The following is a 26,573-nucleotide window of genomic DNA, read 5'->3' on the forward strand; positions in this document are numbered from 1 at the left end:
AAGCGATGAACGAGTTGACCCTGCCCTCACGCCGCCGACAGCGCCGCCCGCAGCGCACCGCGCTGGCCGCCGCCGGCCTGGCCCTGCTGAGCCAGCTCAGCACGGTGCACGCGCAAACCCAGGGCAGCGAGGCTGCGGCACCCACGCAGCAACTCGACGCCGTCGTCGTCTCCGGCCAGGGCCGCCAGCAGCAGCTGCAATCGGTGCCGATCGCCATCCAGGTGATGGGCGCCGAGCAGCTGCGCCAGCAGGGCGCGGCCAATCTGGGCGATCTGGGCGCGCGGGTGCCAGGTCTTGCCATCGACGCCAACCAGGCCACCCAGCCGCGCATCGAGCTGCGCGGCATCGGCACGGCGGACTTCGGCATCGGCACCGATTCGCCGGTGGGGCTGTATGTCGATGGCGTCTACACCGGCAAGACCGGCGGCGCGCTGCTGAACTTCAATGACGTCAAGCGGGTCGAGGTGCTGAAGGGCCCGCAGGGCACGCTGTTCGGGCGCAATAGCGCCGGTGGCGCGATCGCCGTGGTCAGCAATGAGCCCGAGTTCTCATCCAAGGCCCAGGGCCTGCTGCGCGCCGGCAATCAGGGCCTCGTGCATGCCGATCTGCTCATCAACCAGCCGCTGAGCGAGAGCCTGGCGCTGCGCGCCAGTCTGGTCAGCCAGAAGAGCAGCGGCTGGCTGCGCGACGCCGCCACGGGCGAGCGGGCCGGCGGCGAAGGCGCCTGGGGCCTGCGCGCGGCGCTGCTCTGGCGCGCCAGCGAGGACACCAAGGCGCTGCTCAGCGTCGAGCATGAAAAACTGGACCAGCGCGCCCGCCCGGCCATCGGCCTGGTGCGCGCCACCGCGCCGGGCGTGGCGCCGGCCTTCCCGGCCGATCCGGCGCAGTTCCTTGACCCGCGCAGCGCGCCGCTGCTCAACGATGTGGCCCAAGACCGCGAGGCCCGTGACTTCAACGGCGCCACGCTGCGCATCGAACATTCACTGCCCTGGGCCGAGTTCACGTCGACCACCGCCTGGCGCCACTTCAATTCGCGCAACCGCCAGGACAATGACGGCAGCAACAACCCTGCCACCTACCTCAGCACCACCAACCAGGAAGGCAATACCACGCTGCAGCAGGAGTTCAGGCTGGCCGGCAAGAGCGGCCGCAGCGACTGGCTGCTGGGCCTGAGCCTGTACGACGAAAAGGCGCGCCAGACCGCCTTCATCGACAGCACGACGACGGCGCTGGACACGCTGGCCGGCAATCTGCTGGGCATGGCGCCCTTTGCCACCGTCAACACGCTGGCCGGCGCGCTGGGCCTGCCCGGCATCGATCTGCTGGCCAAGCCCTGGGGCGAGCAGATGAACAACGAAGGCCGCTTCCAGGCGGTGGCCGTCTATGGCGATGTGATCTGGGAGTTGCAGAAGAACACCCATCTGACGACGGGTCTGCGCCTGACCCACGACCGCAAGCGCTTCAGCTGGTTCAATCCCAATCGCGCGGCGCCGGCCTTGGATGAGCAGCTGGCACTGATCGATGGCGCCGGGCTGTTCCCGACCCTGGTCGGTGCCGGCGCGCTGAGCCAGGATCAGGCCGATGCACTGAGCGGCGCGCTGCGCAGCAATGCGCTGGTCGTCACCAACGGCGCAGCAACGGCGCCGCTGCAGCACACGCGCAGCTGGAACGACGCCAGCCCGCGCCTGGTGCTGGACCACCGCTACAGCCGCGATCTGATGGTCTATGCCTCGCTGACGCGCGGCTACCAGGCCGGCGGCTTCAACACCCTGCAAGTCAATTCGGCCTACGAGCCCGAGCATGTGACCAGCCTGGAGCTGGGCGCCAAGGGTCAGGTCTTGCCCTGGGGCCTGAGCTACAGCGCCTCGCTGTTCCACTACCGCTTCAACAATCTGCAGACGCTGCAGCTGGTACCCGGCAATGGCGCGATTCCGGCCTACCAGGTCAGCATCAGCGACCAGCGCGCCACCGGCCTGGATCTCGATGCCCGCTGGAAAGCCAGCGAGGCCCTGCAACTCAGCGCCACGCTGGAAGCGCTGGATCAGACCTACAGCCGCGGCCTGAGCAGCGCCGGCCACAGCCTGGCCGGCGCACCGGTGGGGGCGCCGCGACTCTCCGGCACGCTGGGCATGGATCTGCTCTGGCAGGCGCTGGGCGGCCAGGCCAGCGCCCATCTGCAGGCCAGCTACACCGGCGCCACGCGCTGCAACGAGGAGTCGTATGTGCAGGGCCTGTGCCTGCAGACGCCGAGCTTTCGCGTCGGTGGCCCGCGTGAGCGGCTCGATGCGCGGCTGGCCTGGCAGGCCGCGTCCAGGCAATGGGGCGTGGCCCTGCTGGTCAATAATCTGCTGGATCAGCGCAGCATCAACCGGCTCTGGTATGAATCGGCGCCGCTGGGTACCGCCTATGCCACGCTGGCCAAGCCGCGCAGCGTGGCCCTGGAACTCAGCGCCAACTTTTGAACGTGATGAAACTACCCCTCCTGCTTGGGCTGGCACTGTGCAGCGCGGTCCTGCTTGTGGCCTGCGGCCGCCCTGCCGCCCCCGATCCGGCGCTGGCCGAGCGCGCCCGGCCGGCCGATGCCGCGCTGGCCGCCGTCTATGAGCGTTCCTGCTACAACTGCCATGCCCGCGCCGGCAGCGGCGCCCCGCTGACCGGCGACGCCGCCGGCTGGTCACCACGGCTGGCCAAGGGCCGCGCTGCACTGCTGGCCAGTGTGCAGAACGGCCTCGGCGGCATGCCGGCCCAGGGCCTGTGCCCGGATTGCAGCGAGGCGCAGTTCAGCGCCCTGATCGACTTCATTAGCAGCCACCAGGAGACCGCCCGATGAGTGCCCGACGTGAATGGCTCAAGCAAGGCGCTGCGCTGGGCGCCAGCCTCGCGCTGCCGCTGAAGGCGAGCGCTCAGGCGCCCCAAACGGCGGCTCCCGCTGCTCCCACAGCGCCAACGACTGCGGCCAAGCCCGCGCCCGCCCCCCTCATCCCTGCGCCAGCAGCCAGCGCCGCGCCGCTGCTGCCCGGTCGCCCCTGGCAGAACTGGTCCGGCATCGAGCGCTGCGCGCCAGCCAACTGGCTGATCCCGGCCGATGAGGGCCAGCTGGCCGCCACGCTGGCCACCAGCAAGGGGTCGCTGCGCTGTGTTGGCGCCGGCCATTCCTTCACCGGCCTGGTGCCCACCGAGGGCACGCTGATCTCGCTGGACAAGCTCAGCGGCATCGTCGCGCTGGACCGGGCCAACAGCGTCGTTCGCGTCCGCGCCGGCACGCGGCTGAACCAGCTGGCCCGCGAACTCGATGCACAAGGCCTGGCCCTCTACAACCAGCCCGATATCGATGTGCAGACGGTGGCCGGTGCGCTGTCCACCGCCACCCACGGCACCGGCCTGACGCTGCCGGCCCTGCATGCCGAGGTGCAGGCGCTGCGCCTCATCACCGTGCAGGGCGAGGCGCTGGAGTGCAGCCGCTTCAAGAACCCCGAGCTGTTCGATGCGGCCCGCGTCTCGCTCGGTGCCTTGGGCGTGATCAGCGAGTTCAGCCTGCGCGTGCGCCCGCGCCATCTGCTGCGCCGCAAGGTCTGGCTCTCGCGCACCGAAGCCTTGCTGGAGCAGGCTCCCGAGCTGGCTCGTGCGCATCGCCACTTCGAGTTCTACGTGCTGCCCTTCACCGGCTACAGCGCCGCCATCACGCACGACGAGGTGCAAGGCGCCCCACAGACAGCCAAGCCGGCCGCCGACGAAGACATGCTGCGCGATCTGCGCCGGCTGCGCGACTGGCTGGGCCGCTGGCCCGAACTGCGCCGCTGGACCGCCGCCAAGCTGATCGACCCGGCGATGACCGAGAGTGCGCAGGACTGGTCCTGGAAGCTGCTCAGCACGGTGCGCCCTACACGCTTCAATGAAAGCGAATTCCACCTGCCGCGCGAGACGGCGCTGACCTGCCTGAAAGAGGTGATCGCCACGCTGGAACGCCGCAACGAGGTGTTCTTTCCGATGGAATTCCGCTTCGTGCGCGCCGACCATGCCTGGCTCAGCCCCTTCTTCGAACGCGACAGCTGCTCGATCGCCGCTCATGCGGCCCAGGGCGAGGCGCACGACTATCTGGTCAGCGACCTGGCGCCGATCTTCCGCCGCCATGGCGGGCGCCCGCACTGGGGCAAGCTGCACGGCCTGAAGTCCGCCGATCTGGCCGCGCTATATCCGCGCTATGCCGATTTCCGCCAGCAGCGTGAGCGGCTGGATCCGCAGGGGCGGCTGCTCAACCGGCATCTGCGCCAGCTGTTCGAGGGCCAAGCCTGATGAAGACAAGTCGTCGCCTCCTGCTGGGCGCTGCCGCCGCCCTGCCTGCCGCCGCCTGGCTGGCGCGCCCAGCCGAACAGGGTGGGCCGCATGCGCCCTATTTCCAAAGGCTGGCCGAAGGGCTGAAGGCCGCCGGCGTGGCGCAGGCCCGTTTGGTCATCGACCTGCCGCAGCTGCGTGCCAATCTGGCCGCCATCGGCCAGCATGCCAAGACCGGCATGCAGCTGCGCGCCGTGCTCAAGAGCCTGCCCTGTCTGGCGCTGATGGACGAAGTCGCTCGCGCCTGGAACAGCCCGCGGGTGATGGCCTTCAACGCCACCCAGACCCAGCAGCTGCTGCAGGCCCGCCCCGATGCCCACGTGCTGCTGGGCAAGCCACTGCCGGTGGCTGCGGCTGCGGCGCTGCTGCAAGCGCTGCCGCCCGAGCAGGGCAGCGGCATCGAGTTTCTGGTCGACACGCCGGCGCGGCTGGCCCAGTACCGGCAGCTGGCCCAGCAGCGGGGTCAGGTCTTGCGCATCAATCTGGAACTGGATGTCGGCCTGCATCGCGGCGGCTTCGAAGACCGGGCCGAACTCGGCGCGGCGCTGCGGCTGCTCAAGCCCGGCGAGAGCAATACGCAGCTGCAATGGCGCGGCTTCATGGGCTATGACGCCCATGTTGCCGCCCTGCCCGATCTGCCCGGCATGCGTGAACAGGCCTGGCGCGAGTCTCAAGCCCGCTACCAGGCTGCCTGGGCGCTGGCCGAGCAGCTGCTGGGCCCGCAGCAGCGCGGCGCGCTGACGCTGAACACCGCCGGCTCGCCGACCTTCCGACTGCACGATGGCAAAGGCGTGGCCAATGAGGTCTCGGTCGGTTCGGCGGCGCTCTTGCCGCTGGATTTCGACAAGCCGCTGCTGGCCGATCTTCGCCCGGCCGCCTTCATCGCTACGCCGGTGCTGAAGGCCTGGCCACGCTTCCGCCTGCCAGAGGGCGCGACCTGGCTGAGCCAGATCGCCCAGAGCTGGGACCGCAACCAGGCCCGCGGCTACGCGATTCACGGCGGCCACTGGCTGGCCGAGCCGGCTTCGCCGCCAGGGCTCGTGCCCAGCGGCCTGTACGGCGCGTCAAGCAATCAGCAGGTGATGGTCAGTTCGGAGCGGGTGCTGCTGCAGCCGGACGATCTGGTCTTCCTGCGCCCGCGCCAGAGCGAAGCACTGCTGCTGCAGTTCGGTGATCTGCTGGTCTGGGATGGGGAACGAATCAGTGCCAGCTGGCCGGTGCTGCCGGCCTCGGCCTGACAACTGCTCAGCGCACCAGAAGTGCCAAAGGTCACCCCCCGTCACGGTGTGGGCCGGATGCCGCACCGGGCACTGGTTAACCCTTAATCGTTAACTAGAATGCGTCCATCCCGCACCCCACGGTGCCGGAGTGCGAGGCGCCACCCCTGGCAGCCTTAAAACACAACAGATCACAGAGGGATCACACATGAAGAAACTGATGGCTCTGGCCATGGCCGCTGCATTGGCCGCTCCCGCTTTCGCCGGCGACTACTATGCTGGCGCCGACATCGGCCGCAATCGTTTCAGTGACGCAGACGTCAGCATCAATCGCACCGGCATCGCCCTGTTCGGCGGCTACAAGCTGAACGAAACCGTCGCCTTCGAAGCCGGCTACCGCTCGCTGGTCAATGACGACTATCGCGACAAGACCAGCTCGGTGAACATCAAGCTGTACGCCTTGCAGCTGTCGGCCGTGTTCTCGGCCCCCGTTGCCACCGACTTCGCCATTTATGGTCGTCTGGGCCTGAACAATATTCGCGGCTCGATCAGCGGCACCGACGAAGGCGACAAGTTCGACCTGTCCGGCAACCGCACCAAGGCCCTGTTCGGCTTCGGTGGCAGCTATGCCTTCAGCAAGGACGTGGCTCTGCGCGTGGAATTCCAGAAGCCGATCAAGGAAGTCAGCGTGCTGTCCGCTGGCGTCCAGTTCAACTTCTGATTGTCAACGCCGGCCCATCGGGTCAGCCCACGACAAGGAAACGGCCCCTCGGGGCCGTTTTTTCATGCTCGCTTGACCGAGATTGGCTCACTTGACGACAAACACCGGCACCTTGGACAGTGTCAGCACCTTTTGTGCGACGCTGCCGAGCAGCACTGCGTCGAGCCCGCGCCGGCCGTGCGAGCCGATGACGATCAGATCGGCAGCGCAGGCCTGAGCGTGTTCGACGATGGAGACTGCCGGCCCATGCTCGCGCAGCACATGGCTGGCAAAACCGACACCGGCCGCACTGGCCAGCGCCTCGGCCGCCTTGATGCCGATGCTGGCGCCCTCCTCCGCTGCCTCCAGGTAGTAGGCCAAGGCTTCGCCGCCGCCCTCGGGGAAGCTGACAAAAGGCACCGGATCGATGACGCTGACGATCTCCAGTTGCGCGCCGTAGCGCCTGGCGAGATCAACCGCAACCGCGGCCGCACGAGCCGCGGTGGTCGAACCATCGGTGGGCAGGAGAATGCGTTTGAACATGCTGAGTCCCTCCAAGATGTGCTGATGCTGCAGTCATAGCCTGGACCCCGGCTTGCCCTGCGTCAAGTTCAGCCGCGGGATGGATGCAAAAGGCGCGCTTTTTTGGTCCACCGCCCGCTGTGCCGGCTTGGCACAATCAGTCTTGTAGCACTACGCCCTCCATGCATCCGGAACGCCCCAGCCTGCTCAATGCCTTGCGCTTCGGCAATGCCGTGGAACGGCTGTCTGTGCTCGGCCCCTTTCTTGCGCTTGGCCTGGTGCTACTGCTGCTATGGACCCTGGTCGGCTGGTTCACGCTGCGCTTCCCCGACGATCTGATCGCCGATGAAGAGCGCGAGCTGGCTGCCTCAGCCGCCATCCTCAGCCGCGAAAGCGAAGCCGTGCTGCGCGATGGCGAAAACGCACTGCGCAGTCTGGACCTGCTGCTGCTGACGCGTAGCAGCGACGGCACCACCGACGATGCCAGTCTGGCCCTGCTGGCCGACAGCCTGCGCGACAGCTCGCGCGGCCTGGTCGATGTGATGCTGGGCACGCCTTCGGGCAGCCTGTATCGCCTGCCCTCGCGCGGCCACGCGCCATTCGCGAATGTCGGCGCCCATGCTTTTGTCGGCGAGCTGCATGCCCGGTCGGCAGCGCGACTGATCGTCGGCGCACCGCTACGGCTGCGGCCGCAAGGGCGCAGCGTGATCCCTTTGGCCATGCGACTTTCTGCCCAGGTCGGCGAGTTCAGCATGGCCGTGGCGCTGATCGATCCCGAAACCCTGACCCACCAGCAGGAGTTGCGCCTGCGCAGCGCGACCGAGGCCTTCTCGCTGTTGCGCAATGACGGGCTGGGCATTCTGCGCACACCGGCAGGCGGCGACTTCAGTGGGCGCAATCTGTTCGACGGCAATCCGGCGCGGCGTGAGCGTTTCGCGGGCCAGTCGGGCAGTTTTGTTGACGAGAAGGGCCCGGTTGATGCTCAGCCGCGCATCGTCGCCTATCAAAGCCTGCAGCATTTCCCGCTGAAGCTGGTCGCTTCGCAGAGCCTGGATCAGGTGCTGGGTGGCCATCTGCAGCAGCGCCGCGCCGTGCTGTGGTTCAGCGCCATCGTCAGCATCGTGGCCTTGGCGATCACCGTCTGGCTGGTGCGGCTGCAGCGGCGAGTGCATCTGCGCGAGGCCGAGCAGCGCGCCACCAACGACGCCCTGCCGCTGGGCATGTTCCGCTGCGATCTGCAAGGTCGGGTCGTCCATGCCAACGCCACTTACCTGAAAATGCACGGGCTCAGCGCCGATCAGCTGGCCTGGGGCTGGCTCGGCCTCTTACCTCCGGAGCGGCGTGAAGAGACCAGGCGCCAGTGGTGTGAACACATTGCTCGCGGCGACGCCATCCGAGCGGTGCGGCGACTGCAGCTAGCCGACGGTAGCAGCCGCCTGGTCTCGGTAATGACCAATCCGCTGCGTGTCAAAGGCCGGCTGATCGCGCAGGCCGGCACCGTCGAGGACATTTCCGAGCGTGCGGCCGAGCAGAAGGCGATGCGCACCCTGGGCGCCATCTTCGAGCTGACGCCGGACTATGTCGGCCAGTTCAGTCTTGACGGGCGTCTGCTCTACCTGAATCCCGCAGCACGCGAACGCCTGGGCCTGCCAGCCGACGCAGCGCTGGACAGCCTGAGCTACCGCCAGCTCTTCGGCGAGCGCGGCGAAACCCGTTTCCGCGCCGAGGTGCTGCCCGCCGCGCAGACCGCCGGCCATTGGCGCGGTCGTACCGAGCTGCGCGATCAGCGCGGCCAGCCTGTGCCGGTCGACTGCACGACCTTGCTGCACCGCAGCCCCCGCGGTCGGGTCGAGGCCATCTCGGCCATCATGCGCGACATTTCCGCCGAACTGCAGGCGCAGCGCGAACAGCGTCGCAGTGCCGCCATCCTGGGTGCGATTGCCCATACCTCCACCGCCATGATTTCGGTGCTGGGCCTCGACCAGCGCCTGCTGTTCTGCAACAAGGCGTTCGAAGAGCGCTTCGCCATCGATCGCGATCGCTGGCAAGGCCTGCATGTTCGCGACGTGCTGGGCGAGGCGGCCTATGAGCGCAATCGACCCCTGATCGAACGTGGCCTGCAAGGCGAAGAGGCCGAAATCGAACAGCGCCACGGTGACCGCGACGATCCGCACTACCTGCGCCTGCACTATGCACCGCTGCGCAGCGAGGATCAACGCATCGAAGGCCTGATCTGCCTGGCCACCGACGTCACCGATGCCAAGCTGGAGGCGCAGCGCCTGCGCCAGGCCTCGCAAACCGATGGACTGACCCAGTTGCTCAACCGCCAGGGCTTCATGAGCCAGGCCAGCGACGCGATTCGCCATGCCCGCGAACGGGGGCAAGACCTGGCCCTTTTGTACCTCGACCTGGACCGCTTCAAGCCGGTCAACGACGAGCACGGCCATCCGGTGGGCGACGCGTTGCTGCAGGCGGTGGCGCGACGGCTGCGCCATGCGCTGCGCCCCGAGGACCTGGTCGCCCGTCTCGGCGGCGATGAATTCACCGTCCTGCTGCCCCGCGTGCTGCACCCTGGAGACTCGCAGGTTGTGGCGGACAAGCTGGTGCATGCACTGAGCCTGCCCTTCAGCATTGACACCCTGCAGCTGCATATTGGCGCCAGCGTCGGCTATTGCGAGGCCACGGCTGGCGCCGCCGAGCTGGATGCCTTGCTCAGCCAGGCCGACGCGCAACTCTACGAGGCCAAGCGGCAGGGCCGCGGCCGCAGCTGCGGGCTCAGGCTGCCGGCCATCTGATGACGCGGCGGCAAGCCGGTCTCGGCAAACAGTTCAATGCAGCACGAGCTGCTTGACGCGCATCAAAGTCAGCTGCAGCACCAGCGCATCACTGCTGGCGCGATGGCGGCGCAGCTGCTGTTCGGCACGCACCTGCTCCAGCGTTGACTGCCAGTGACTGATCTCATCCTGGCTGAGCAAGGTGCGCAGATCCTCCAGACGGAAGCTGGGCACCATGTCAACGGCGTCAAAGAGCCTGGCCAGCCAGCTGTAGTCATGCCCCCAAGCGTCGCTGAACACGGTCTGGCCGGCCAGCCGCTGGTTCATCTGCTGAGCCACCCAGAGCGCCGGCTTGCCGTGCTGGCACAGCACCTCCCGGCTGATGCCGTGCAGCGCCTGGGCCTGTTCATCCCAGTGCAGCCAGCCAGGATCGGGCCGGATCAGCGAGCAGAACAGGCTGCCATCCGAGGCCACGAAACCCACCTCGATCGGATAGCTGCCGCGGCCGAAGCCGGAGGCTTCCAGATCGATGATGGCGGGAGGCGTCATGGGCAGCCTTGGTGCGATGGTCGGCCGAGTGTAGTGCGCCACCCAGCATTTGCGTAGCCGCTCAGACAGGGGCTCGTGGGCGGCGTTGGCGTTCGAACAAGGCTTGTGCGCTGCGTCCGACCTGCTGCGTGTCCCAGAAGGCATAGGCAGCCACCCCGGCGGCGCCAATCATCGGCAGCCAACGCGCCGCGCTCTTGGCCAGCGTGCGCTGGCTGAGCTGCACGCCAATGGCGGTCGCCACCCGCTGCAAAAGCGCCGCGCTGGCCCGCTCTCCGGTGCGCACAGCCAGGTCGCGCAGCGCCTGAGCCGCCGTATGCCGGAACAGGCAGTACAGCATCTGTTCCCGCCCCAGGCTGGCGCCCTGCCCATAGAGCGCCGCAAGATCGGCCACCAGTTGCGCCTGGATGCGCCAGACCGCCAGCAGCTCGGGCAGTATCGTCAACCAGCCCAACGGCCCGGGCGGCAGGGCCAGGCCACCAGCGGTCAGCGCCGCCTTGCGCGCTGCTTCGGCAAGCAGGCGGCGCGCCACCGCCTCAGGCTCGTCGAGCGCTGCCTGGTTCGAGCCGGGCGGCGTGGCGACCACGCTCAACACCGCCTGGGCGAATCGATCCCCGGCCGATTCAGGCAGCGCTGGCAGCCCCGGCTGCTTGCCGCTCATGGCCTGGTGCCGCGCGGCGGCTGGTCAACGACAAGGTGTTGCATCTGCATGATGCTCAGCATAGCCGGGCCGCAGCGGCGACGCATGCGGCCATCGATACTCCGCCGTATTGCTGCGTCCAGGTGCACCAGCCGGTCCAGTGGCGCGTTGAGCCTTCACCCCCAATCTGCATTGCCCAAGGAGCGATCAATTGCACACCTTTAACTTGATGCGCCGATGCTGGATCGCGCTGTTGATGCTGATGCTGTCTACCGCCAGCTTCGCCCATCGTGATCGCGATGACGACGGCGACTATCAGATCGTCCACGCCCGCTACGGCACCGCCGAACGCCATATCGATGTCACCCCACGGCTGAAGGAGCTGGCCCGCCAGGACCGCCGTTTCAAGCTGGTCAATGAGGTGTTCGGCTACGACCCGGCGCCTGGCGAGCGCAAGGTGCTGCGCATCTTCGCCCGCGGCCGCAATGGCCAGATGCGCACCTTTGAATACGAGGAATACAGCCATGTCGATGGCAACCAGTTCACGGGCTGGGACGGTGGCAACTGGGGCCACGAACGCTGGAGCGGCGGCTGGGGCGATGGGCCGGGCCATGGCCGCCCGAGCATCGAGCCGCCGCAGCGCGGTGACGAGGGCGAGTTCCAGATCCTGCAGGCACGTTACGGCACCGCCCAACGCAATGTCGATGTCACCGCCCGGCTGAAAGAACTGGCCCGCCAGGACCGGCGCTTCAAGCTGGTCAACGACCAGTTCGGCATTGACCCGGCACCGGGTGAGCGCAAGTCTCTGCGCATCTATGCCCGTGGTCGCGCCGGGCAGGTGCAGACCTTCGAGTACGAGGAATACGGCTGGGTCGACGGGGCCCAGTTCACCGGCTGGGGCGGCGGCAACTGGGGGCATGAAGGCTGGAATGGCAGCTGGGGTGGCGAGCGTGAGGAACGCCGCCCACCCATCAGCGGTTACCCCGCCGGTCGCCAGGACTTGCAAATCCTGCGCGCCACCTACGGCGCCAGCGGCCGCGACTGGGACGTTACCGAACGCCTGCGCGCACTGAGCCGCGGCAGCCGCGGCCTCGAGGTCTATGTCGACAATGTGCTGGGCGGCGGCGACCCCTACCCAGGCCAGCGCAAGATCCTGATCGTCAGCTATCGGATCGGCAACTCGGCGCCGCAGGAAGTGCGCGTCAGCGAACGCGATACCTTGCGCCTGCCTTGAGCGGCTACGACCGTCGCTGAGTGCGCGCAGCACTCAGCCCAGTCGCCCTTACCCGCATTGCCCCACATAGCCGCAGGCGGTGCAGAAGTCGCAGCCGTCCTTGTGGATCATCGTCGAGTTGCCGCATTCGGGGCAGGGCTTGCCGGCCATGGCCTGAACGCTGGCGCCGGGCTTGCTGGCCTTGGCGATCGGCGCCTGCAGCAGGCCCATCTCGACCAGCGGCATGCCCTGCTCGTCGAGCACGCCGAGCATCGCGTAGCGGTGGATCACCAGCCGCGCCACATAGGCCACCGTCGACGGCCAGATCTGCTGACGACGCTCACCTGACAGGGTAGGCACCGGCGCCATGAAGTGGCCCAGCGGCTCGCCGACATTAAGCAGCTTGCGCAGCTTCATGCCGATCCAGGCCGGGTCCATCACCCGCATGTCCAGGCTCAGCAGGCGCGCCATGCCGTCCAGCGCCTTCGGGTAGTTGCCCGAGAAGCCCATCGCGCAAGGCCGGGTGATGTGGCCGCCATCGGGTGTCGGCAGGCTGACTTCCTTCAGCGTCAGCGTGAACAGTTCGCCGGTGGCCGGGTTGTCGACGTCGACCGCCCAGGCCAGCGTCCCCAGCGTGCTGGTGCGCGGCTCCTCGCGGCTGAACATGGCGTCGAGCACCGGCGTCGGGCCGCCTTCCTGCAGGGCGCCGAGCTGCTCGCAACGCGAGCGGATCACCGCCGCCGTGGCTGCAACCACACCAGGGAACAGCCGCGTTTCACCATTGGGCGGCATCGGCATCTCAAAGGCGCGCTCCTCGGCCACCGTGGCCAGTGCGTCGAGCTTCAGGCGCAGCCAGGCGGCGTCGTTGGTGCGCAGATCCATCGACAGCGTCTTGGCGACCGCCGACAGCCCGCGCGGCTGCTCGGCGCCATTGACCCAGACCTCAAACGGCAGGTTCTTGCCGAACAGGCCGGCGTCCGGCCCCTCTGCCGGCAGCTCGCCGACGAAGAGCGCGAAGTCGCCGTGCGGGTGGCGAATCATGTAGCTCCAGGCCGGGTTGCCGCTGGGCAGCTCGGGCCGGCTGGGCCAACGCAGCGAGGCCAGCACCGCAGCGGGCAGGCGCTCGACGCGCAAGCGCTGGTTGGTGCCGTCGATCGCCACCGGCTGCAGTGGCTCGGGCACGGCAGCCGGCTCGACGCTGAGCACCGAGCCCAGCACGCTATTGGGCCGGTAGGTGGCCAGGCCCTTCAGCCCGGCCTTCCAGGCCTGGGTGTAGAGATCCTGGAAGTCCGCATAGGGATAGTCGGCCGGCACATTGACCGTCTTGGAGATCGAGGTGTCGACATAGGGCGCCACCGCCGCGACCATGGCCGCATGGTCGGCCGCCGACAGCTCCAGCGCCGTGACGAAGGCGTCAGACAGCGGCGCGTCGGTGCCGAACATATGGCGGTACAGGCGCCAGGCGTGGTCTTCAACCGCGTATTCCTTGAAGCCGCCATCGGCCATGCGCTTCTTGCGCGTGTAGCTCCAGCTGAAGGCCGGCTCGATGCCGTTGGACGCGTTGTCGGCAAAGGCCAGGCTGATGGTGCCGGTCGGCGCGATCGACAGCAGGTGTGAGTTGCGCAGGCCCTGGGCACGGATCTTGTCCTTCAGGCCCTGCGGCAGCCGCGAGGCAAAGTTGCCGCCGGACAAATACAGATCGGCATTGAACAGCGGGAAGGCGCCGCGCTCGACAGCCAGATCGGCGCTGGCCTCGTAGGCCGCATTGCGCATCACCTCGCTGATGTGGCGGGCCATCTCGCGGGCGGGTTCGCTGTCGTAGCGCAGGTTCAGCATCACCAGCGTGTCGCCGAGGCCGGTGAAGCCCAGGCCGACGCGGCGCTTGTTGCGCGCCTCCTGCTGCTGGGCCGGCAGCGGCCAGGGCGTCACGTCCAGCACGTTGTCCAGCATCCGCGTGGCGGTCTTGCAGACCTCGGCAAAGGCGGCGTCGTCAAAGCTGGCGGCCGGGCCAAAGGGATCGCGGACGAAGTGCGTCAGATCGACCGAGCCCAGGCAGCAGCAGCCATAGGGCGGCAGCGGCTGTTCGGCGCAGGGATTGGTGGCGGCGATCGACTCGCAGTAATAGAGGTTGTTATCCGTGTTGATGCGGTCGAGGAAAAGCACGCCGGGTTCGGCGTGGTCATAGGTCGAGCGCACCACCTGGTCCCAAAGGCTGCGCGCCTTCAACTTGCGGTAGACCCAGAGCCCGTCACCGCGTTGGTAGGCGCCGGCCTGGCGCAGCTTCTCGCCCGGCTCGGCCTTGTGCACCAGCTCGATTTCGGCATCGGCCTCGACCGCCTGCATGAAGGCATCGGTGACGCCGACCGAGATATTGAAATTGCGCAGATCGCCCTGGTCCTTGGCGTGGATGAACTCCTCGACATCGGGGTGGTCGCAGCGCAGCACGCCCATCTGGGCGCCGCGGCGGCTGCCGGCGCTCTCCACCGTCTCGCAGCTGCGGTCGAACACCCGCATATACGACACCGGGCCGGAGGCACTCGATTGGGTCGAGCCGACCCAGGCGCCCTTGGGGCGGATGCGCGAGAAGTCGTAGCCGACGCCGCCGCCACGGCGCATCGTTTCGGCGGCCTCGGTCAGCGCGGTGTAGATGCCGGGATGACCATCGTCGACCGAGGCGATCGAGTCGCCCACCGGCTGCACAAAGCAGTTGATCAGCGTGGCGCTCAGCTCGGTGCCGGCGGCGGAATTGATGCGGCCGGCCGGCACGAAGCCGCGGCGCTGCGCGTCCAGGAAACGCGCTTCCCACTGGGCCCGCGCCTCGGGCGCCTCGGCCTGGGCCAGCGCGCGGGCCACACGGGCGCGCAACTCGTCCAGTGTCTTCTCATCGCCCTTGGCGTATTTCTCCAGCAGGACCTCGGCGCTGATTTCCTGGGCCGGCAGGGCCGCGGCCGGCGCGATCGGCTTGCGGGTGGCGGGCAGGCGGTCGGCATCGGTCTGGGCTGGGATGGGCGGGGTCATGCGGAATCTCCGGAAATACGGGTCGTGAAGCGAATACGGAACGGAATACAGAACGCGAAAGCGCGATGCTGAAGGCATCTTAGCGAGGGGGTTTTGACCCCGGTCACTGAGCATGCATCCAAGCCTTGGCGGCCGCAAGCGCTGCCGTTCGCTTGTGAGCGTGCACTCTCGCCAGGTCTCAATCCCGGCCGCGCGGCAGGGTATGACCCAATGGCTTCAGCAGATGGGCGGATGGCAATCCGTACAAGGGGAAAAGGCCACTCAGGCAACATTTGAAACAAAGCAGCGCAAGCCGGGAAACCGGCCTGATACCCGCGGCAACGACAGTCACCGCCTCAGTCCCAGATCGCCCGCCCGGCGCTGGCGCCCGCACAGTTTCAAGCGAGGAGTTGACGATGAAGCTGCCCTCCATGCCCGCCGCCCTGCACCAGCTGCAACAACGCTGCGCCGCCCGCTGGCAGGCCTGGGCTGGCGCGCGTCGGCAGCAGCGTCAGCGTCAGGCCGTGATCGCGCTGGCCGCCGAGCGGGCCAGCCAGCGCCAGATCGTCTTCGCCGACACGCAGATCGACGTCTACCGCAGCGAGGCCTTCGCCGAAGACCTGCTCGAGCAGCGTTGCAACGCACCCACGGCTCAGCAGGCCCGGCAGCTGCTGGCGGGTCTGCGCCGCAGCAGTGCTGGCATCATGCGCGCTGCCGCCGAGGCACCGCACCCCGTCAAACGTTCCGAACGTGCCCATCCATGAGTGTTGCAAGCCCTTCCCTGCTGCTGGTTGACGATGAATCCGAGCTGCGCGAACTGCTCGGCGAGTATTTCGGCCGCAATGGCTTTCAGGTCCGTGCGGCCGCCGACGCCGCCGAAGCGCGCCGGATGCTGGCCGAAGCCCCCGCCGAGCTGGCCCTGCTGGACCTGAACATGCCGGGCGAGAACGGCTTGTCGCTGGCGCGCTGGATGCGCGACACCCATCCCAGCTGCGCCATCGTCATGCTGACGACCGCCAGTGACGCCGTCGATCGCGTCGTCGGGCTTGAGCTGGGCGCCGACGACTACGTCGCCAAACCCTTTGATCTGCGCGAGCTACTTGCCCGGGTGCGGGCCGTGCTGCGCCGCACCCAGGCCGTGGCAGCGCCGGTGCCCGCTGCACCAGCAGCGCAGCCAGTCGACATCAGCCTGGCTCGCCATGTCCGCTTCGGGCGCTGCCGGCTTGACCTGGACGAGCGCAAGCTCTGGGACGATGCCGAGCAGGAAGTAGCGATCACCGCCGCCGAGTTCGACTTGCTGGCCCTGTTCGCCCGCCACCCCAACCGGCCGCTGAACCGCGACCAGATCATGGAGCAGGCGCACAACCGAGGCTGGGATGTGTTTGATCGTTCCATCGATCTGCGCATCATGCGGCTGCGGCGCAAGGTCGAGCGCAACCCCGACAAGCCCGAGGTGTTGAAGACGGTGCGCAACGTCGGCTACGTCTACGTGCCTAGCTGATGTCAGGCGCCTCGCGTCGACGGGCTGAGCGCCAATGAGCGCTGAGCGCCACTCTTTGCCCGCCGATCCCGCCTTGCAGGGGCTGGCTGCCGTTCGCCGACTAACCACCTGGTTCCTTGCCCCGGTGCTGCTGCTGCTGGGCGTGCTGTCGACGCTGCAGTACCAGCAACATATGGCCGATGCCCGCGCGGAGCTGCTGCGCCGCAACGGCCAGCATGCGCAGGAATTGCAGCTGCTGGCGCGGCCTGCCATGGACCATGTGCAAGACCTGCGCAATTTGATGGAGTCTGTCTGGGCGGCGCCCCCCGATCCGGGCACGGCACTGCGCAGCGCCTTGCAGCCGCAGCAGCGCAACGGCGCGCCCGATGGGGTGGCGATCAGCAACGCCGCCGACGGCCGACGTTGGGGCCAGGTCTGGTGGAGCGAGGCCGGCAATGCCGCCTTCGACGAACAATGGTTGCGCCGTGCTGCCGCCTTCATTACCCAGGCCCGCGTCGCCCATCTGCGCACACCGGGCTTCGAGGCCACCTGGCTGGCCAGCATGGGCCCGAATACGTCCTACGGATACCCGTGGGTTGACATTGGCAGCATTCTGCAAAGCATGGGCCTGAAGGCGATGCGCGAACTGATCCCGGTTCGCGAGGCGGCCAACGAGCGGACCTTGAAGCGCGAGGGTGAGCAGGTGCAGGACTATGCGCACTGGGGCCCGCCTTATGTCAGCCAGATCGCCAACCATCTGGTCGTCTCGCACATGGCGCCGGTTCGCTATCAGGGGCGCATCGTCGCCGAGGTCTCGCTCGACTTCCGCATCGAGGCCCTGCAGGCCAAGGCCGTGCAATGGGCCGAGGCCGGTGAGCGCAGCTGGATCCTGGACCAGCAGCAACGCGTACTGGCCGATTCCGCCGCACCGCTGCAGCAGCCCAGCAGCCCCGGGCACGCTGACGAATCGATAGACAGCCGCTGGGCCGAGCGCCTGCCCGCCGGACTGGACCGCGAGGCTGCCTTGCAATTGGTGAAGCAGCCCGGCCAGGTGCGCAGCCTCGGCGACTGGGTGCTGGTCAGCAGCGCCGAGCCGGGCTCGCCCTGGACCTTTGTTCGCGCCGTGCCCCTGCAGGAGCTGCGCGCCCGCATCTGGCCCGGCCTGCTGCCCAATCTGCTGATTGGCCTGGCACTGCTGGGCACCTTGATCAGCGCCCAATACCTGCTGGCGCGCTATTTCCTGCAGCCGGCCACGCAACTGCTGGCCTATCTGCGCGCGCTGTCGCACCAACCTGACGCGCCGGCACCGCGCCTGGGCACCCGCTGGCAGCTCTGGGTCGACAGCGTGACGCAAACCTTCCAGCAGCAGCGCGAGCTGCAGCGTCTGCAGCGCAGCAGCGAGGCACGCAAATCGGCCATTCTTGACCATGCGCTGGAGGCCATGGTGTCGACCGATGCCCAGGGTCGCATCGTCGAATTCAACCCCGCCGCCGAAGCGATGTTCGGCCGCACGCTGGACGAGGTCCGTGGCCAGGACGTCACCTCGCTGATCATGCCCACCGGGCAGCGCGAGGCCCATCGCCTGAGCATGCTGCAGCTGCGCGCGGGCCAGGCGGCCGTCAGCATGGGCCAGCGCACGCAGCGCCAGGCGTTGCGCCGTGACGGCAGCGAATTCCCGGTCGAGATGGTGATGTGGCGCAGCGAGGTCGAGGGCGAAGTCCATTTCACCGCCTCGCTGGTCGATATCTCCGAGCGCCTGGCGGCACGTCAAGAGATCGAGCGCCAGAGAGATTCGCTGCGCCAGAGCGAAAAGCTCAGCGCCATGGGCGGCCTGCTGGCCGGCGTGGCCCATGAGTTGAACAACCCGCTGGCCATTGTGATGGGCCGCGCCAGCCTGCTGGAAGACAAGCTCGAAGGCCAGGACACGCAGAGCGACGCCCGCCGCATCCGCGAGGCCGCCGAGCGCTGCGGCCGCATCGTGCGCATCTTCCTGAACATGGCACGTGCTCGAGCACCGCGACGCGCCGCACTGCAGCTCAATGACACCGTCCGCGCGGCCGCAGAGATGCTGGCCTACACCTTGAACAGCCATGGCATCAAGATGGAGCTGCAGCTGGATGCCGATCTGCCCCAGGCCATAGGCGACGCCGACCAGCTCGGCCAGGTGCTGCTCAATCTGATCGTCAATGCCCAGCATGCGCTGCTGGCGGTCGAGGGCGAACGCCGGCTGCGCATCAGCAGCGGCACCGAGCACAGACGCAGCGGCCGCGAGCCGCGCATCTGGCTGCGCGTCGAGGACAACGGCGCCGGCATCCCGGCCGAGCTGCGCGAACGCATCTTCGAACCCTTCTTCACCACCAAGGCCGAGGGCCTGGGCACCGGGCTGGGCCTGTCGGTGTCGCGCTCGATGCTGCGCGAGCATGGTGGCGATTTGCAGCTCGAAGGCCAGGCCGAACTTGGCGGCGCCAGCTTCCGCCTGAGCCTGCCGATCAGCGGCATGCCCGAGACGGACGGCGCAGTTGACCAGGGGGGCGGGCCGCAGGAAGCGCGCCACGGCCGCGTGCTGGTGGTCGACGATGAAGCCGAGCTGGCCGAGCTGATGCGTGAAACGCTGGAGGGCGCCGGCTATGAGGTGGCCGTCGCCGAATCTGGTCCGCTGGCGCTGGCGCTGATCGAAGAGGCGCGCTTTGACGCCGTGGTCAGCGATCTGCGCATGCCCGAGATGGACGGCGCGGCGCTGTGGCGCGCCATCGAAGCACTGGAGCCGACGCTGCTGACGCGCATGGTTTTCGTCACCGGTGACATCCTCTCACCCGCCGCGGCCGACTTCTTGAAGAGCAGCGGCTGCCAGGCGCTGGAAAAGCCCTTCCAGCCGCAAGACCTGATCGCGGCCGTAGCCGCCTTGATCGATTCGGCGCCGGCATCATGAACGAAAGCGCCAGCCGCCAGCAGGCCGCCGCGGTGCGCCAGGCGCTGTCGCCCGACTTGCCGGCCAGCACCGCTGAGCGTCTGTTGCGGCGCTACCGACGCATGCTCTGGTTGCTGGCCACGCCGCTGCTGGCATTGGTGCTGCTGCTTGGCGCCTGGCATGGCTGGACGGCCTACCGCAATGCCGTGGCGGCACTGGAAAGCGAAGCCCTGCTGCAACAGGCCCGTGTGCAAGGGCTGACTCGCGAGCTCAGCCAGCATGTCAACGAGATGCGCCGCCAGGTCGAGCGCGGCCTGCTGCTGCCGGCGCGTGAGCCGGATCCGCTGCTGGCCCAATCGCTGCAGCAGGATGCTCGCAAGGGCTATCACCTCGACACCCTGCCGCAGCTGGTCCGCCCCGGGCTGGCTCAGCTGATCTGGCCGCAGGCGCAAGCACCCGACGCCGCCAGCCTGTGGCGGCTGCAAAGCCTGGCCGAACTGACCGAGGCCGCGCATACCCGCAACCCCTTGCTGACTGCCTCCTATGTGCTGACTTGGCCCGCGCCCGCGCTGCTGCACTACCCCTGGCTGCCCAGCGATCAGCTCAGCCGCACGCCCGGTCTGAGCGACTGGTATGGCAGCCCGCTGTTTCGTGCCGCCCAACCCGAGCGCAATGGCGCGCAGAAGCCATTCTGGCTGGTGTCGCGGGTCGAGCATGGCCCGGACTCGGCCAGCGACGAACGCATCCTGGCCCATGCGGCCCCGGTCTATGTGGGCGAGCAGTTTCGTGGTCTGGTGGGCGCCGAGATTCGCGGCAGCGCGGTCGCGAAAGCGTTGGCCGGCAAAGGGCTGTGGTGGCTGATCGATGACAGCAACGCGACCGTGATGAGTTCCGCATCGGGCCGCATGCCGCCGTTGACCGCGGCGGCGGCGCGGCTTGCCGTTGAGCAGACGCCTGGCCAGGCCCTGCGGCTGAACGGCCAGCGGGTGGTCGCGCTGCAGCTGGGCGACACGCCCTGGACGCTGCTGCGCATGCGCAGCGAGTCGGAGTTGCTGGGCGATATCAGCGCCGAATTGCTGCCCTTCGAAGCCATCGCCCTGGCGCTGCTGACGGTGCTGCTGCTCAGCCAGGCACTGCTCAAGCAGCGGGTGATCGATCCCGCGCTCAGCGTGATGCAGTACCTCTACGACCGATCGCGCGACGAGGCGGCGCGCGAGCCCCAGCTGAACGACCGCTGGCAGCCCTGGATCAATGTAGTCAGCGCCACCTTTGCTGCGCAGCGCGAAGCCCGCGAACGCGAGCGCCGCAGCGAGGCCCACAAGGCAGCCATCGTCGACCATGCGCTGGCGGCCATCGTCACGACGACCGCCGACGGCCATGTGATCGAGTGGAACCCCGCCGCCGAACGCATGTTCGGCCGGCGGCGCGCCGATGTGTTGGGTCAGGACGTCGCCGAGCTGATCATCCCGGTACGCCTGCGGGACGCCCACCGCCTGGGCATGGCGGCGGCGGAGGCGCGGCGCCATCGGCAAGCCGGCGCACTGGAGAGCGCGCCGGATCGCGAAGCGCAACGTCGCGAGCTGATGGCCCTGCGCGCTGATGGCAGCGAGTTGCCGGTTGAAATGGTGCTGTCACACAGCGAGTTGGCGGGTCAGCTGCACTTCACCGCTTTCATCGTCGATCTGACCGAACGCCGCCGGGCCGATGCCGAGCTTGATCGGCACCGCGAAGCGCTGCGCCAGAGCGAAAAACTCGGTGCCATGGGCGGCCTGCTCGCCAATGTCGCCCATGAGCTGAACAATCCCCTGGCCATCGTGCTGGGCCGCGCCGCCCTGCTGGAGGGCAAGGCCGCTGATGGCCCGCTGGCCGCCGATGCCGCGCGCATCCGCGAGGCGGCCGAGCGCTGTGGCCGCATCGTGCGCACCTTTCTCGATATGGCGCGCAGCAAGCCGCTGCAACTGCGTCCGGTACAGCTCAATGAGCTGGCCCGTGCCGCGCTGGATCTGCTGGCCCATGGCCTGCGCACCGACGCCATTGAGTTGCGCCTGCAGCTCGACCCTTCACTGCCGCCGCTGCCTGGCGATGCCGACCGACTCGGTCAGCTGCTGCTGAATCTGCTGGTGAATGCCCAGCAGGCGCTGAGCCGCCAGGACGGTGGGCTGCGCCTGATCGGCTTGAGCACCGGCCAGACCGACACCGAGCTCTGGCTGCGCGTCGAGGACAACGGCGCCGGCATCTCCAGCGCCATGCGTGAGGCGGTTTTCGAGCCCTTCTTCACCACCAAGAAGGAAGGCGAAGGCACCGGCCTGGGCCTGGCGCTCTGCCGCAGCGTGGCCCAGGAGCACGGTGGCTCGCTGAGCCTGGTGGACGACGGCCAATGGGGCGGGGCCTGCTTTGAGCTGCGCCTGCCGCGTCGGGGCCCGCCCGACGCCGCGATGCCCGCCAAAGGCTGAATCCGGCTCAGGCCGCCATGGCCCGCGGCTGACGCAGCGGCACCATGCCCCAGATCATCCGCGCCACTTCGGCCGCATGGGTCAACGGGCCCATATGGCCAGCCTCCGGCAGCGTGTGCAACTGGGCGTTCGGCAGATGCTGGGCCAGCAAGGCCGCCACGCGGGCCGCCGGCGCCCGGGTACGGCCGCCGCAGATCAGCTGCACCGGCTGCTGCAGCTGCGACAGCAGCTGCGGGCTCCAACGTGCATCAAAGAGCGCCTGGAAATGATGGCTGACCGTCTTCATCCGCGCCGCCAGCGCGTCGCGCTGGTGCAGCTTCAGCACCGACCACAGATCACAGCCATGCCAGTAGTTGACGAAAGCCTGGGCTGCGGCAATCGTCTGGCCCTGTGCCAGGCAACCGTCCACATAGCGGGCCACGTCCTGAATCTCGCGCCAACTGGGGTCCTCAGGCTCGCAGGCGGCGAGCACGCCGAAGGCCACCGGTTCGTACAAGGTCAGTGAACGCACCAGCTGGGGCCGCTGCAAGGCCAGCTGCATGGCCACGGCGCCGCCATAGGAGTGGCCAATCAGATGAACACCCTCGTCGCCGACATCAACACTGCGCAGCAGTGCCGCCACCTCGGTGGCCAGCCGCGCGGGCGCATCGACGGGCCATTCCTGGCTGTCGCCGTGCCCCAGCAGATCCGCCATCTGCAACGCTACGCCCTTGGGGGCGCGCTGCATCAAGGCCTGCCACTGCTGCGAGGAACTGACGCTGGCATGCAGGCAGAGCAAGACCTGACCCTCGCCATGGCGCTGCACGACCAGACGATCTTCATGAAGGGAAACTGCGTTCATGGGTCGCTCCTTTAGCAGGTGTGGGCCAGACGGGCCGGCTCTTGCATGGTGTGGCTGATGAAGGCGTAGACCTGGGACCATGCCTGGCGCTGCTGTGCGCCAAAGCTTTCACCCAGGCCCTGAGCCAAGGTCTTGAGCAGGGCCTCGCCAACGGCGGCGTAGTGCCAGTCCTGCACGCCATAGCCCTGATGCCGGGCGCCGAGTTTGTGCAGGATGGGGCGCAGCTGTTCCGGTTGGTCCAGCAAGGCCACAGCGGCGGCCAGCATCTGCATCAACCTCATGCCCTGTTCACCGATGGGGCTGAGGAACAAGGTCCGCAGCGCGGGCTGGGCATCGAACAAGTTCTTGTAGAACAGTGCCGCTGCCTGCGCGGCGATCGGTTCGAGTTGCGCAAAACTGCTGCGCACCAGGTTGACGTGAGCGGGGCTGAACTGCATGGGTGGTGTTCCTGTGCTGGAGGCGAAGAGCGTGCACCGGCATTCGCTCTTGCAAGGCCTCCAGCATCGGGCGCCGCTGTATCAGCGGCACTGCCGGGCGCCGGCCGTCAGGTTTCGTTTGTTGCACCCGAACCCGTCGTCGGCGCTGCATCGATCAGAAGGGATTGATGCTCTTTTCACGCCGGTAGTGCAGATAGCCGACACTGGCGCCGCTGCGCAGCCCCACACCCAGGCGTATCGGCGCCAGCGTGATGCCCTTCAGGCGCTGGTAGTTGATGCCGGCACCGCCGACCCAGTAGAGGCTGCCGTCCACGCCAGGAAAGCGCTGGTAGATCGCGGCCGCGTTGGGCAGGTGGTAGATCAAGGTGAACACCTTGGCCGCATTGGCGCCTACATCGAATCCAATCGATGGCCCAGCCCAATAGACCCGCCCGCCGCCACCGTTCTTCAGCGTCATATGGCCATCGCCGTAGCGCAGGCCCACGGTCAAGGCCGCCGAAGCCTCCTCGCCCTTGATATAGCCGTTGGGGCGGCCTTGTTCCTTGAAGGCTTTCTCGATCACCTTGGCCAGGCCTTCGGCGGTATTGCCAAAGAACTCGGTGGCCGTGGCCAGAATGGAATCCTGGTCATAGGTGGCATCGTCCTTCTTGGCATCCGCGGCCTGCGCGCTCGGCCAGGCGCCGGCCAATGCCAAGCTACCCAGGCCCAGCGCCTGCAGGGCATGGCGCCGACTGGTCGGCTCGGTGGAAGGGGATGACATCGGGGGGCGGGCTTCGTCCATGAGTGCTGTCCTTTGCGTTTGCGAACATAAACCGTGGCGGCAGCCCGGACCGTCGCGCCGGGCCGGCAAGGTGTAAGCAATTATGCGCAGCCGCGGCGGCCCACTTTGTTCGTTGGCGCTCCGACCTCGCCGCAGACCGATGGCCTGGGCAGCTCAGCGCGCGCGCGACTGGTCACTCGCGTAACGACTGAGAAACATCTCGACGGTCTCGTCCAGCAGCCGGCGCTGCTGAGCCGCCGTCAGCGCGGGCTGCCCCATGGTCAGCTGCGGCCAGAAGGCGGCACTCTTGAGCAGGCCTTGCAGTTGCTGCGAGGCGAAGTCGGCGTCGGCCACCTTCAGGCGCCCATGCTGCTGCGCCGCGGCAATCCAGCCTGCCAGCCCCTGCTCCTTCTCGGCCATGCGCTCGACCATCTGCCGTGCCCGTTCCGGTGTGTGCAGCATCTCGGCAATGCCCACGCGGGCGAGGTCGATAAAGCCCGGATCGGTCAACAGCTTGAGCTTGGCCGCCAGCAGCGCATGCAGCTGTTCGCGCAGGGGCTGCTCGGGCCGGTAGGGTTGCTCGGCCAAGGCCTTGGCACGCTGCCAGAGCTGGCCGAGGATTTCGGCGAACAGCTCTTCCTTGCTGGGGAAATGGTTGTAGACGGTGCGCTTGGACACGCCCGCTGCGGCCGCCACGCCATCCATGCTGGTGCGGGCAAAGCCCTGGCTGCGGAACTCCTCGACCGCCGCCCGCACGATGGCCTGGCGCTTGCGATCGCTCAGGCGCAGCCCCGCCTGCGTCGGGCTGTCATCCTGGATTTGCTCAGGCCGCTGTTCGGTGCTTTGTTCGGTGCTCTGGTCGGCGCGGGCGGGGGTTGTCATGGCAGGCAAGCGTGAACTCCAGCCGCGCATTTTGCAACGATAAATGCACTTGGCAGTTTACTTTTCAAACAAACAAACACTACACTGTGCAGTGTACTTTTCATCGAAACGATCACCACTGCAATGTCCACACTGCCCTGCCACCGCCCGCCCCTCAGTGCCGCTCACCGCGCCTCGGCGCAGCACCGCCAGGGCCGTTTCCACAACGCCCAGCCGCGCCATCCGATGAGCTGGCAGAAGACGCTGGGCCTGCTGTGGCGCTTCATCACCGACAAGCCGGCCGAAGCGCGGCCACGTCAGGCCCTGCCCGTCCAGGCCATCAGCCAGGCCGATCTGCTCGCCGCGCCGGACCAGAGCCTGTACCGGCTCGGCCACTCGACCGTTTTGCTCAAGCTCGACGGCCGGTTGTGGCTGACCGATCCGGTGTTCTCCGAGCGCGCTTCGCCGCTCAGCTGGCTGGGCCCGAAGCGTTTTCACGCGCCGCCGATCAGCATCGCCGAGCTGCCCGCCATCGCGGGCGTGATCCTGTCGCATGACCACTTTGATCACCTCGACCGTGCCGCCATCCGGCAGCTCGCACCCAAGGTCGAACACTTCATCACCCCGCTGGGCGTGGGCCAGCGCTTGATACGCTGGGGTGTGCCTGCCGCCAAGGTGCGTGAACTCGACTGGTGGCAAAGCACCCAGATCGGCGGCCTGCGGCTGACGGCCACTCCCGCCCAGCATTACTCGGGCCGCGGTCTCAGCGATGGCAACCAGACGCTGTGGGCTTCTTTCGTGCTGGAAAGCGCCGAGAGCCGGGTGTTCTTCAGTGGCGACAGCGGCTATTTCGATGGCTTTCGCGCCATCGGCCAGCGCTTTGGCGGCTTCGACCTGAGCCTGATCGAGACCGGCGCCTATGACCGCGACTGGCCCGATGTCCATATGCAACCCCATGAGAGTCTGCAAGCCCATCTGGACCTCGGCGGCCGGGTGCTGCTGCCCATCCACAACGGCACCTTTGATCTCGGCCTGCACGACTGGCATGAACCGTTTGAGCGTATCAACGCGCTGGCCAGCCAGCACGACGTGGCACTGAGCCTGCCGCAGATCGGCGAACGCGTCAGCATCCTGGTGGCGCAGCGTGGTGGCGAATGGTGGCGAGCCAGGCTTGGCGCCTGAACTGAGCGCTAGCGTGACAAAGCGTCACCAATCGCTCAAAAAGCCGGCACAAGCCGTGACAAAGGCCCGCGCGGCCGGCAAAGCCCCCACCCTACACTCAGGCGCACTGCAATCCGATAACAAAGCAGATGCCGATGACCGGAGGGATGACTCTTGCGCTCACCACAGCCACTTTCGCCCAGCCACCGAAGATGAACGCCGACCTGCCCAAGCTGGCCCTGGCGCTGGAGTACGTCGACATGGCGGCCGGCCTCTACCTGGAAGGCGGCAGCGATCACGCGGCCCAGCTGCTTGCTGCTGCGGCCGAGAAGCTGCTCGGCGATCTGGGCCAGATGCTCGGCTCGCGATCACATCACGAAGAGGTGCAGCTGCTGCTGCAGGAAGTGGCGCTGAGCTATCAGTCGCCCGACGAGCTGCCTGCCAGCCACCAGCAAACACGCAGCCGGCAAAGCAGCCTGGCGCGCATTGGCGAGCTGGGCGCCCTGCCAGACACGGCGGCCCGCCAGGCCACCAGCGCCCTGCTGCGCGCGGCCTGGTACCTGCTGGAATCGCTGGGTCTGGAAAACGTCGCGCCGGAACGGCTGGAACGGGCGATCGAATTGAGCACGATCTATGCGCCTGACTGAAGGCCTGGCGGCTGCCCCCGCCTGTCTACCCTTCTGCTAGCATCAAACGACGCCCTACAAGCTGCGCCAACGCCGGAGCCCACC

General features: G+C 67.8%; 21 protein-coding genes. 13 read left to right on the forward strand and 8 right to left on the reverse strand.

From position 1 onward, the window contains the following. Window positions 1–5 precede the first annotated feature (5 nt). From RQP53_RS15405 to RQP53_RS15425, 5 genes are all read left to right on the forward strand, one after another. Entirely contained in the window at window positions 6–2,462 is a 2,457-nt protein-coding gene (locus tag RQP53_RS15405; protein WP_315651463.1) for a TonB-dependent receptor, read from the forward strand. Between the two features lie 5 nt (window positions 2,463–2,467). Then, window positions 2,468–2,830, forward strand: a complete 363-nt coding sequence (locus tag RQP53_RS15410; RefSeq protein ID WP_315651464.1) for a c-type cytochrome — start codon at window positions 2,468–2,470, stop codon at window positions 2,828–2,830. After that, window positions 2,827–4,293 carry a D-arabinono-1,4-lactone oxidase gene (locus tag RQP53_RS15415; protein ID WP_315651466.1) on the forward strand — a complete coding sequence of 489 codons (1,467 nt, stop codon included), beginning with the start codon at window positions 2,827–2,829 and terminating at the stop codon, window positions 4,291–4,293. The genes RQP53_RS15410 and RQP53_RS15415 overlap by 4 nt, the downstream gene beginning before the upstream one ends. Further along, a complete protein-coding gene (locus tag RQP53_RS15420; RefSeq protein WP_315651468.1) occupies window positions 4,293–5,570 on the forward strand; it encodes an alanine racemase in 1,278 nt (425 codons plus the stop codon). Before RQP53_RS15415 ends, RQP53_RS15420 begins: the two co-directional genes overlap by 1 nt. A gap of 187 nt (window positions 5,571–5,757) precedes the next feature. Continuing rightward, window positions 5,758–6,270 (forward strand): outer membrane beta-barrel protein, encoded by a 513-nt coding sequence (locus RQP53_RS15425; RefSeq protein ID WP_315651469.1) that lies wholly within the window; start codon window positions 5,758–5,760, stop codon window positions 6,268–6,270. An 87-nt stretch (window positions 6,271–6,357) separates the two neighbouring features. On the opposite strand, the gene RQP53_RS15430 is transcribed toward RQP53_RS15425, so the two are convergent. Then, window positions 6,358–6,792, reverse strand: a complete 435-nt coding sequence (locus tag RQP53_RS15430) for a universal stress protein (RefSeq protein WP_315651471.1) — start codon at window positions 6,790–6,792, stop codon at window positions 6,358–6,360. A 161-nt stretch (window positions 6,793–6,953) separates the two neighbouring features. On the opposite strand from RQP53_RS15430, the gene RQP53_RS15435 reads away from it, so the two are divergent. After that, a complete protein-coding gene (locus tag RQP53_RS15435; RefSeq protein ID WP_315651472.1) occupies window positions 6,954–9,566 on the forward strand; it encodes a diguanylate cyclase domain-containing protein in 2,613 nt (870 codons plus the stop codon). A 33-nt stretch (window positions 9,567–9,599) separates the two neighbouring features. Here RQP53_RS15435 and RQP53_RS15440 read toward each other — a convergent pair whose 3' ends face one another. Continuing rightward, window positions 9,600–10,094 carry a 3'-5' exonuclease gene (locus RQP53_RS15440; RefSeq protein ID WP_315651474.1) on the reverse strand — a complete coding sequence of 165 codons (495 nt, stop codon included), beginning with the start codon at window positions 10,092–10,094 and terminating at the stop codon, window positions 9,600–9,602. Window positions 10,095–10,155: 61 nt separating this feature from the next. Beyond that, entirely contained in the window at window positions 10,156–10,752 is a 597-nt protein-coding gene (locus RQP53_RS15445) for a hypothetical protein (protein ID WP_315651475.1), read from the reverse strand. A 190-nt stretch (window positions 10,753–10,942) separates the two neighbouring features. Between RQP53_RS15445 and RQP53_RS15450 the strand changes: the two genes are divergently transcribed. Continuing rightward, window positions 10,943–11,965, forward strand: a complete 1,023-nt coding sequence (locus tag RQP53_RS15450) for a hypothetical protein (RefSeq protein WP_315651477.1) — start codon at window positions 10,943–10,945, stop codon at window positions 11,963–11,965. A 48-nt stretch (window positions 11,966–12,013) separates the two neighbouring features. On the opposite strand, the gene RQP53_RS15455 is transcribed toward RQP53_RS15450, so the two are convergent. After that, on the reverse strand, window positions 12,014–14,962 hold the full coding sequence (locus RQP53_RS15455; protein WP_315651478.1) for an adenosylcobalamin-dependent ribonucleoside-diphosphate reductase: 2,949 nt from the start codon (window positions 14,960–14,962) through the stop codon (window positions 12,014–12,016). A gap of 395 nt (window positions 14,963–15,357) precedes the next feature. Here RQP53_RS15455 and RQP53_RS15460 point away from each other — a divergent pair, with 395 nt between their 5' ends. The 4 genes from RQP53_RS15460 to RQP53_RS15475 are packed head-to-tail and all read left to right on the forward strand — an operon-like array spanning window position 15,358 to window position 21,782. Then, window positions 15,358–15,705 carry a hypothetical protein gene (locus tag RQP53_RS15460; protein ID WP_315651480.1) on the forward strand — a complete coding sequence of 116 codons (348 nt, stop codon included), beginning with the start codon at window positions 15,358–15,360 and terminating at the stop codon, window positions 15,703–15,705. Further along, window positions 15,702–16,442, forward strand: coding sequence for a response regulator (locus tag RQP53_RS15465; protein WP_315651481.1), 741 nt, complete (start codon window positions 15,702–15,704; stop codon window positions 16,440–16,442). Before RQP53_RS15460 ends, RQP53_RS15465 begins: the two co-directional genes overlap by 4 nt. Window positions 16,443–16,497: 55 nt before the next feature. Further along, window positions 16,498–19,350 carry a hybrid sensor histidine kinase/response regulator gene (locus tag RQP53_RS15470; RefSeq protein ID WP_315651482.1) on the forward strand — a complete coding sequence of 951 codons (2,853 nt, stop codon included), beginning with the start codon at window positions 16,498–16,500 and terminating at the stop codon, window positions 19,348–19,350. Continuing rightward, window positions 19,347–21,782, forward strand: a complete 2,436-nt coding sequence (locus RQP53_RS15475; protein ID WP_315651483.1) for an ATP-binding protein — start codon at window positions 19,347–19,349, stop codon at window positions 21,780–21,782. Before RQP53_RS15470 ends, RQP53_RS15475 begins: the two co-directional genes overlap by 4 nt. Before the next feature lie 7 nt (window positions 21,783–21,789). Here the strand turns inward: RQP53_RS15475 and RQP53_RS15480 are convergent, their stop codons facing one another. The 4 genes from RQP53_RS15480 to RQP53_RS15495 form a co-directional block, all read right to left on the reverse strand. Beyond that, window positions 21,790–22,623 carry an alpha/beta fold hydrolase gene (locus RQP53_RS15480; RefSeq protein ID WP_315651485.1) on the reverse strand — a complete coding sequence of 278 codons (834 nt, stop codon included), beginning with the start codon at window positions 22,621–22,623 and terminating at the stop codon, window positions 21,790–21,792. Window positions 22,624–22,634: 11 nt separating this feature from the next. After that, window positions 22,635–23,060 (reverse strand): globin family protein, encoded by a 426-nt coding sequence (locus RQP53_RS15485; RefSeq protein ID WP_315651487.1) that lies wholly within the window; start codon window positions 23,058–23,060, stop codon window positions 22,635–22,637. 154 nt (window positions 23,061–23,214) lie between these two features. After that, window positions 23,215–23,820: a DUF1134 domain-containing protein gene (locus RQP53_RS15490; RefSeq protein ID WP_315651489.1), complete on the reverse strand. Its 606-nt coding sequence runs from the start codon at window positions 23,818–23,820 to the stop codon at window positions 23,215–23,217. A 174-nt stretch (window positions 23,821–23,994) separates the two neighbouring features. Continuing rightward, on the reverse strand, window positions 23,995–24,702 hold the full coding sequence (locus tag RQP53_RS15495; protein WP_315651491.1) for a TetR/AcrR family transcriptional regulator: 708 nt from the start codon (window positions 24,700–24,702) through the stop codon (window positions 23,995–23,997). 123 nt (window positions 24,703–24,825) lie between these two features. On the opposite strand from RQP53_RS15495, the gene RQP53_RS15500 reads away from it, so the two are divergent. Both RQP53_RS15500 and RQP53_RS15505 read left to right on the forward strand, forming a co-directional pair. Beyond that, a complete protein-coding gene (locus RQP53_RS15500) occupies window positions 24,826–25,863 on the forward strand; it encodes an MBL fold metallo-hydrolase (protein ID WP_315651493.1) in 1,038 nt (345 codons plus the stop codon). Window positions 25,864–26,054: 191 nt separating this feature from the next. Continuing rightward, complete coding sequence (locus tag RQP53_RS15505) at window positions 26,055–26,489, forward strand: hypothetical protein (RefSeq protein WP_315651495.1); 435 nt, start codon at window positions 26,055–26,057, stop codon at window positions 26,487–26,489. Window positions 26,490–26,573: the final 84 nt, after the last annotated feature.

Origin of the sequence: Roseateles aquae (assembly GCF_032337115.1) — a bacterium.
GTDB classification, from domain to species: Bacteria; Pseudomonadota; Gammaproteobacteria; order Burkholderiales; family Burkholderiaceae_C; genus Roseateles_C; species Roseateles_C aquae.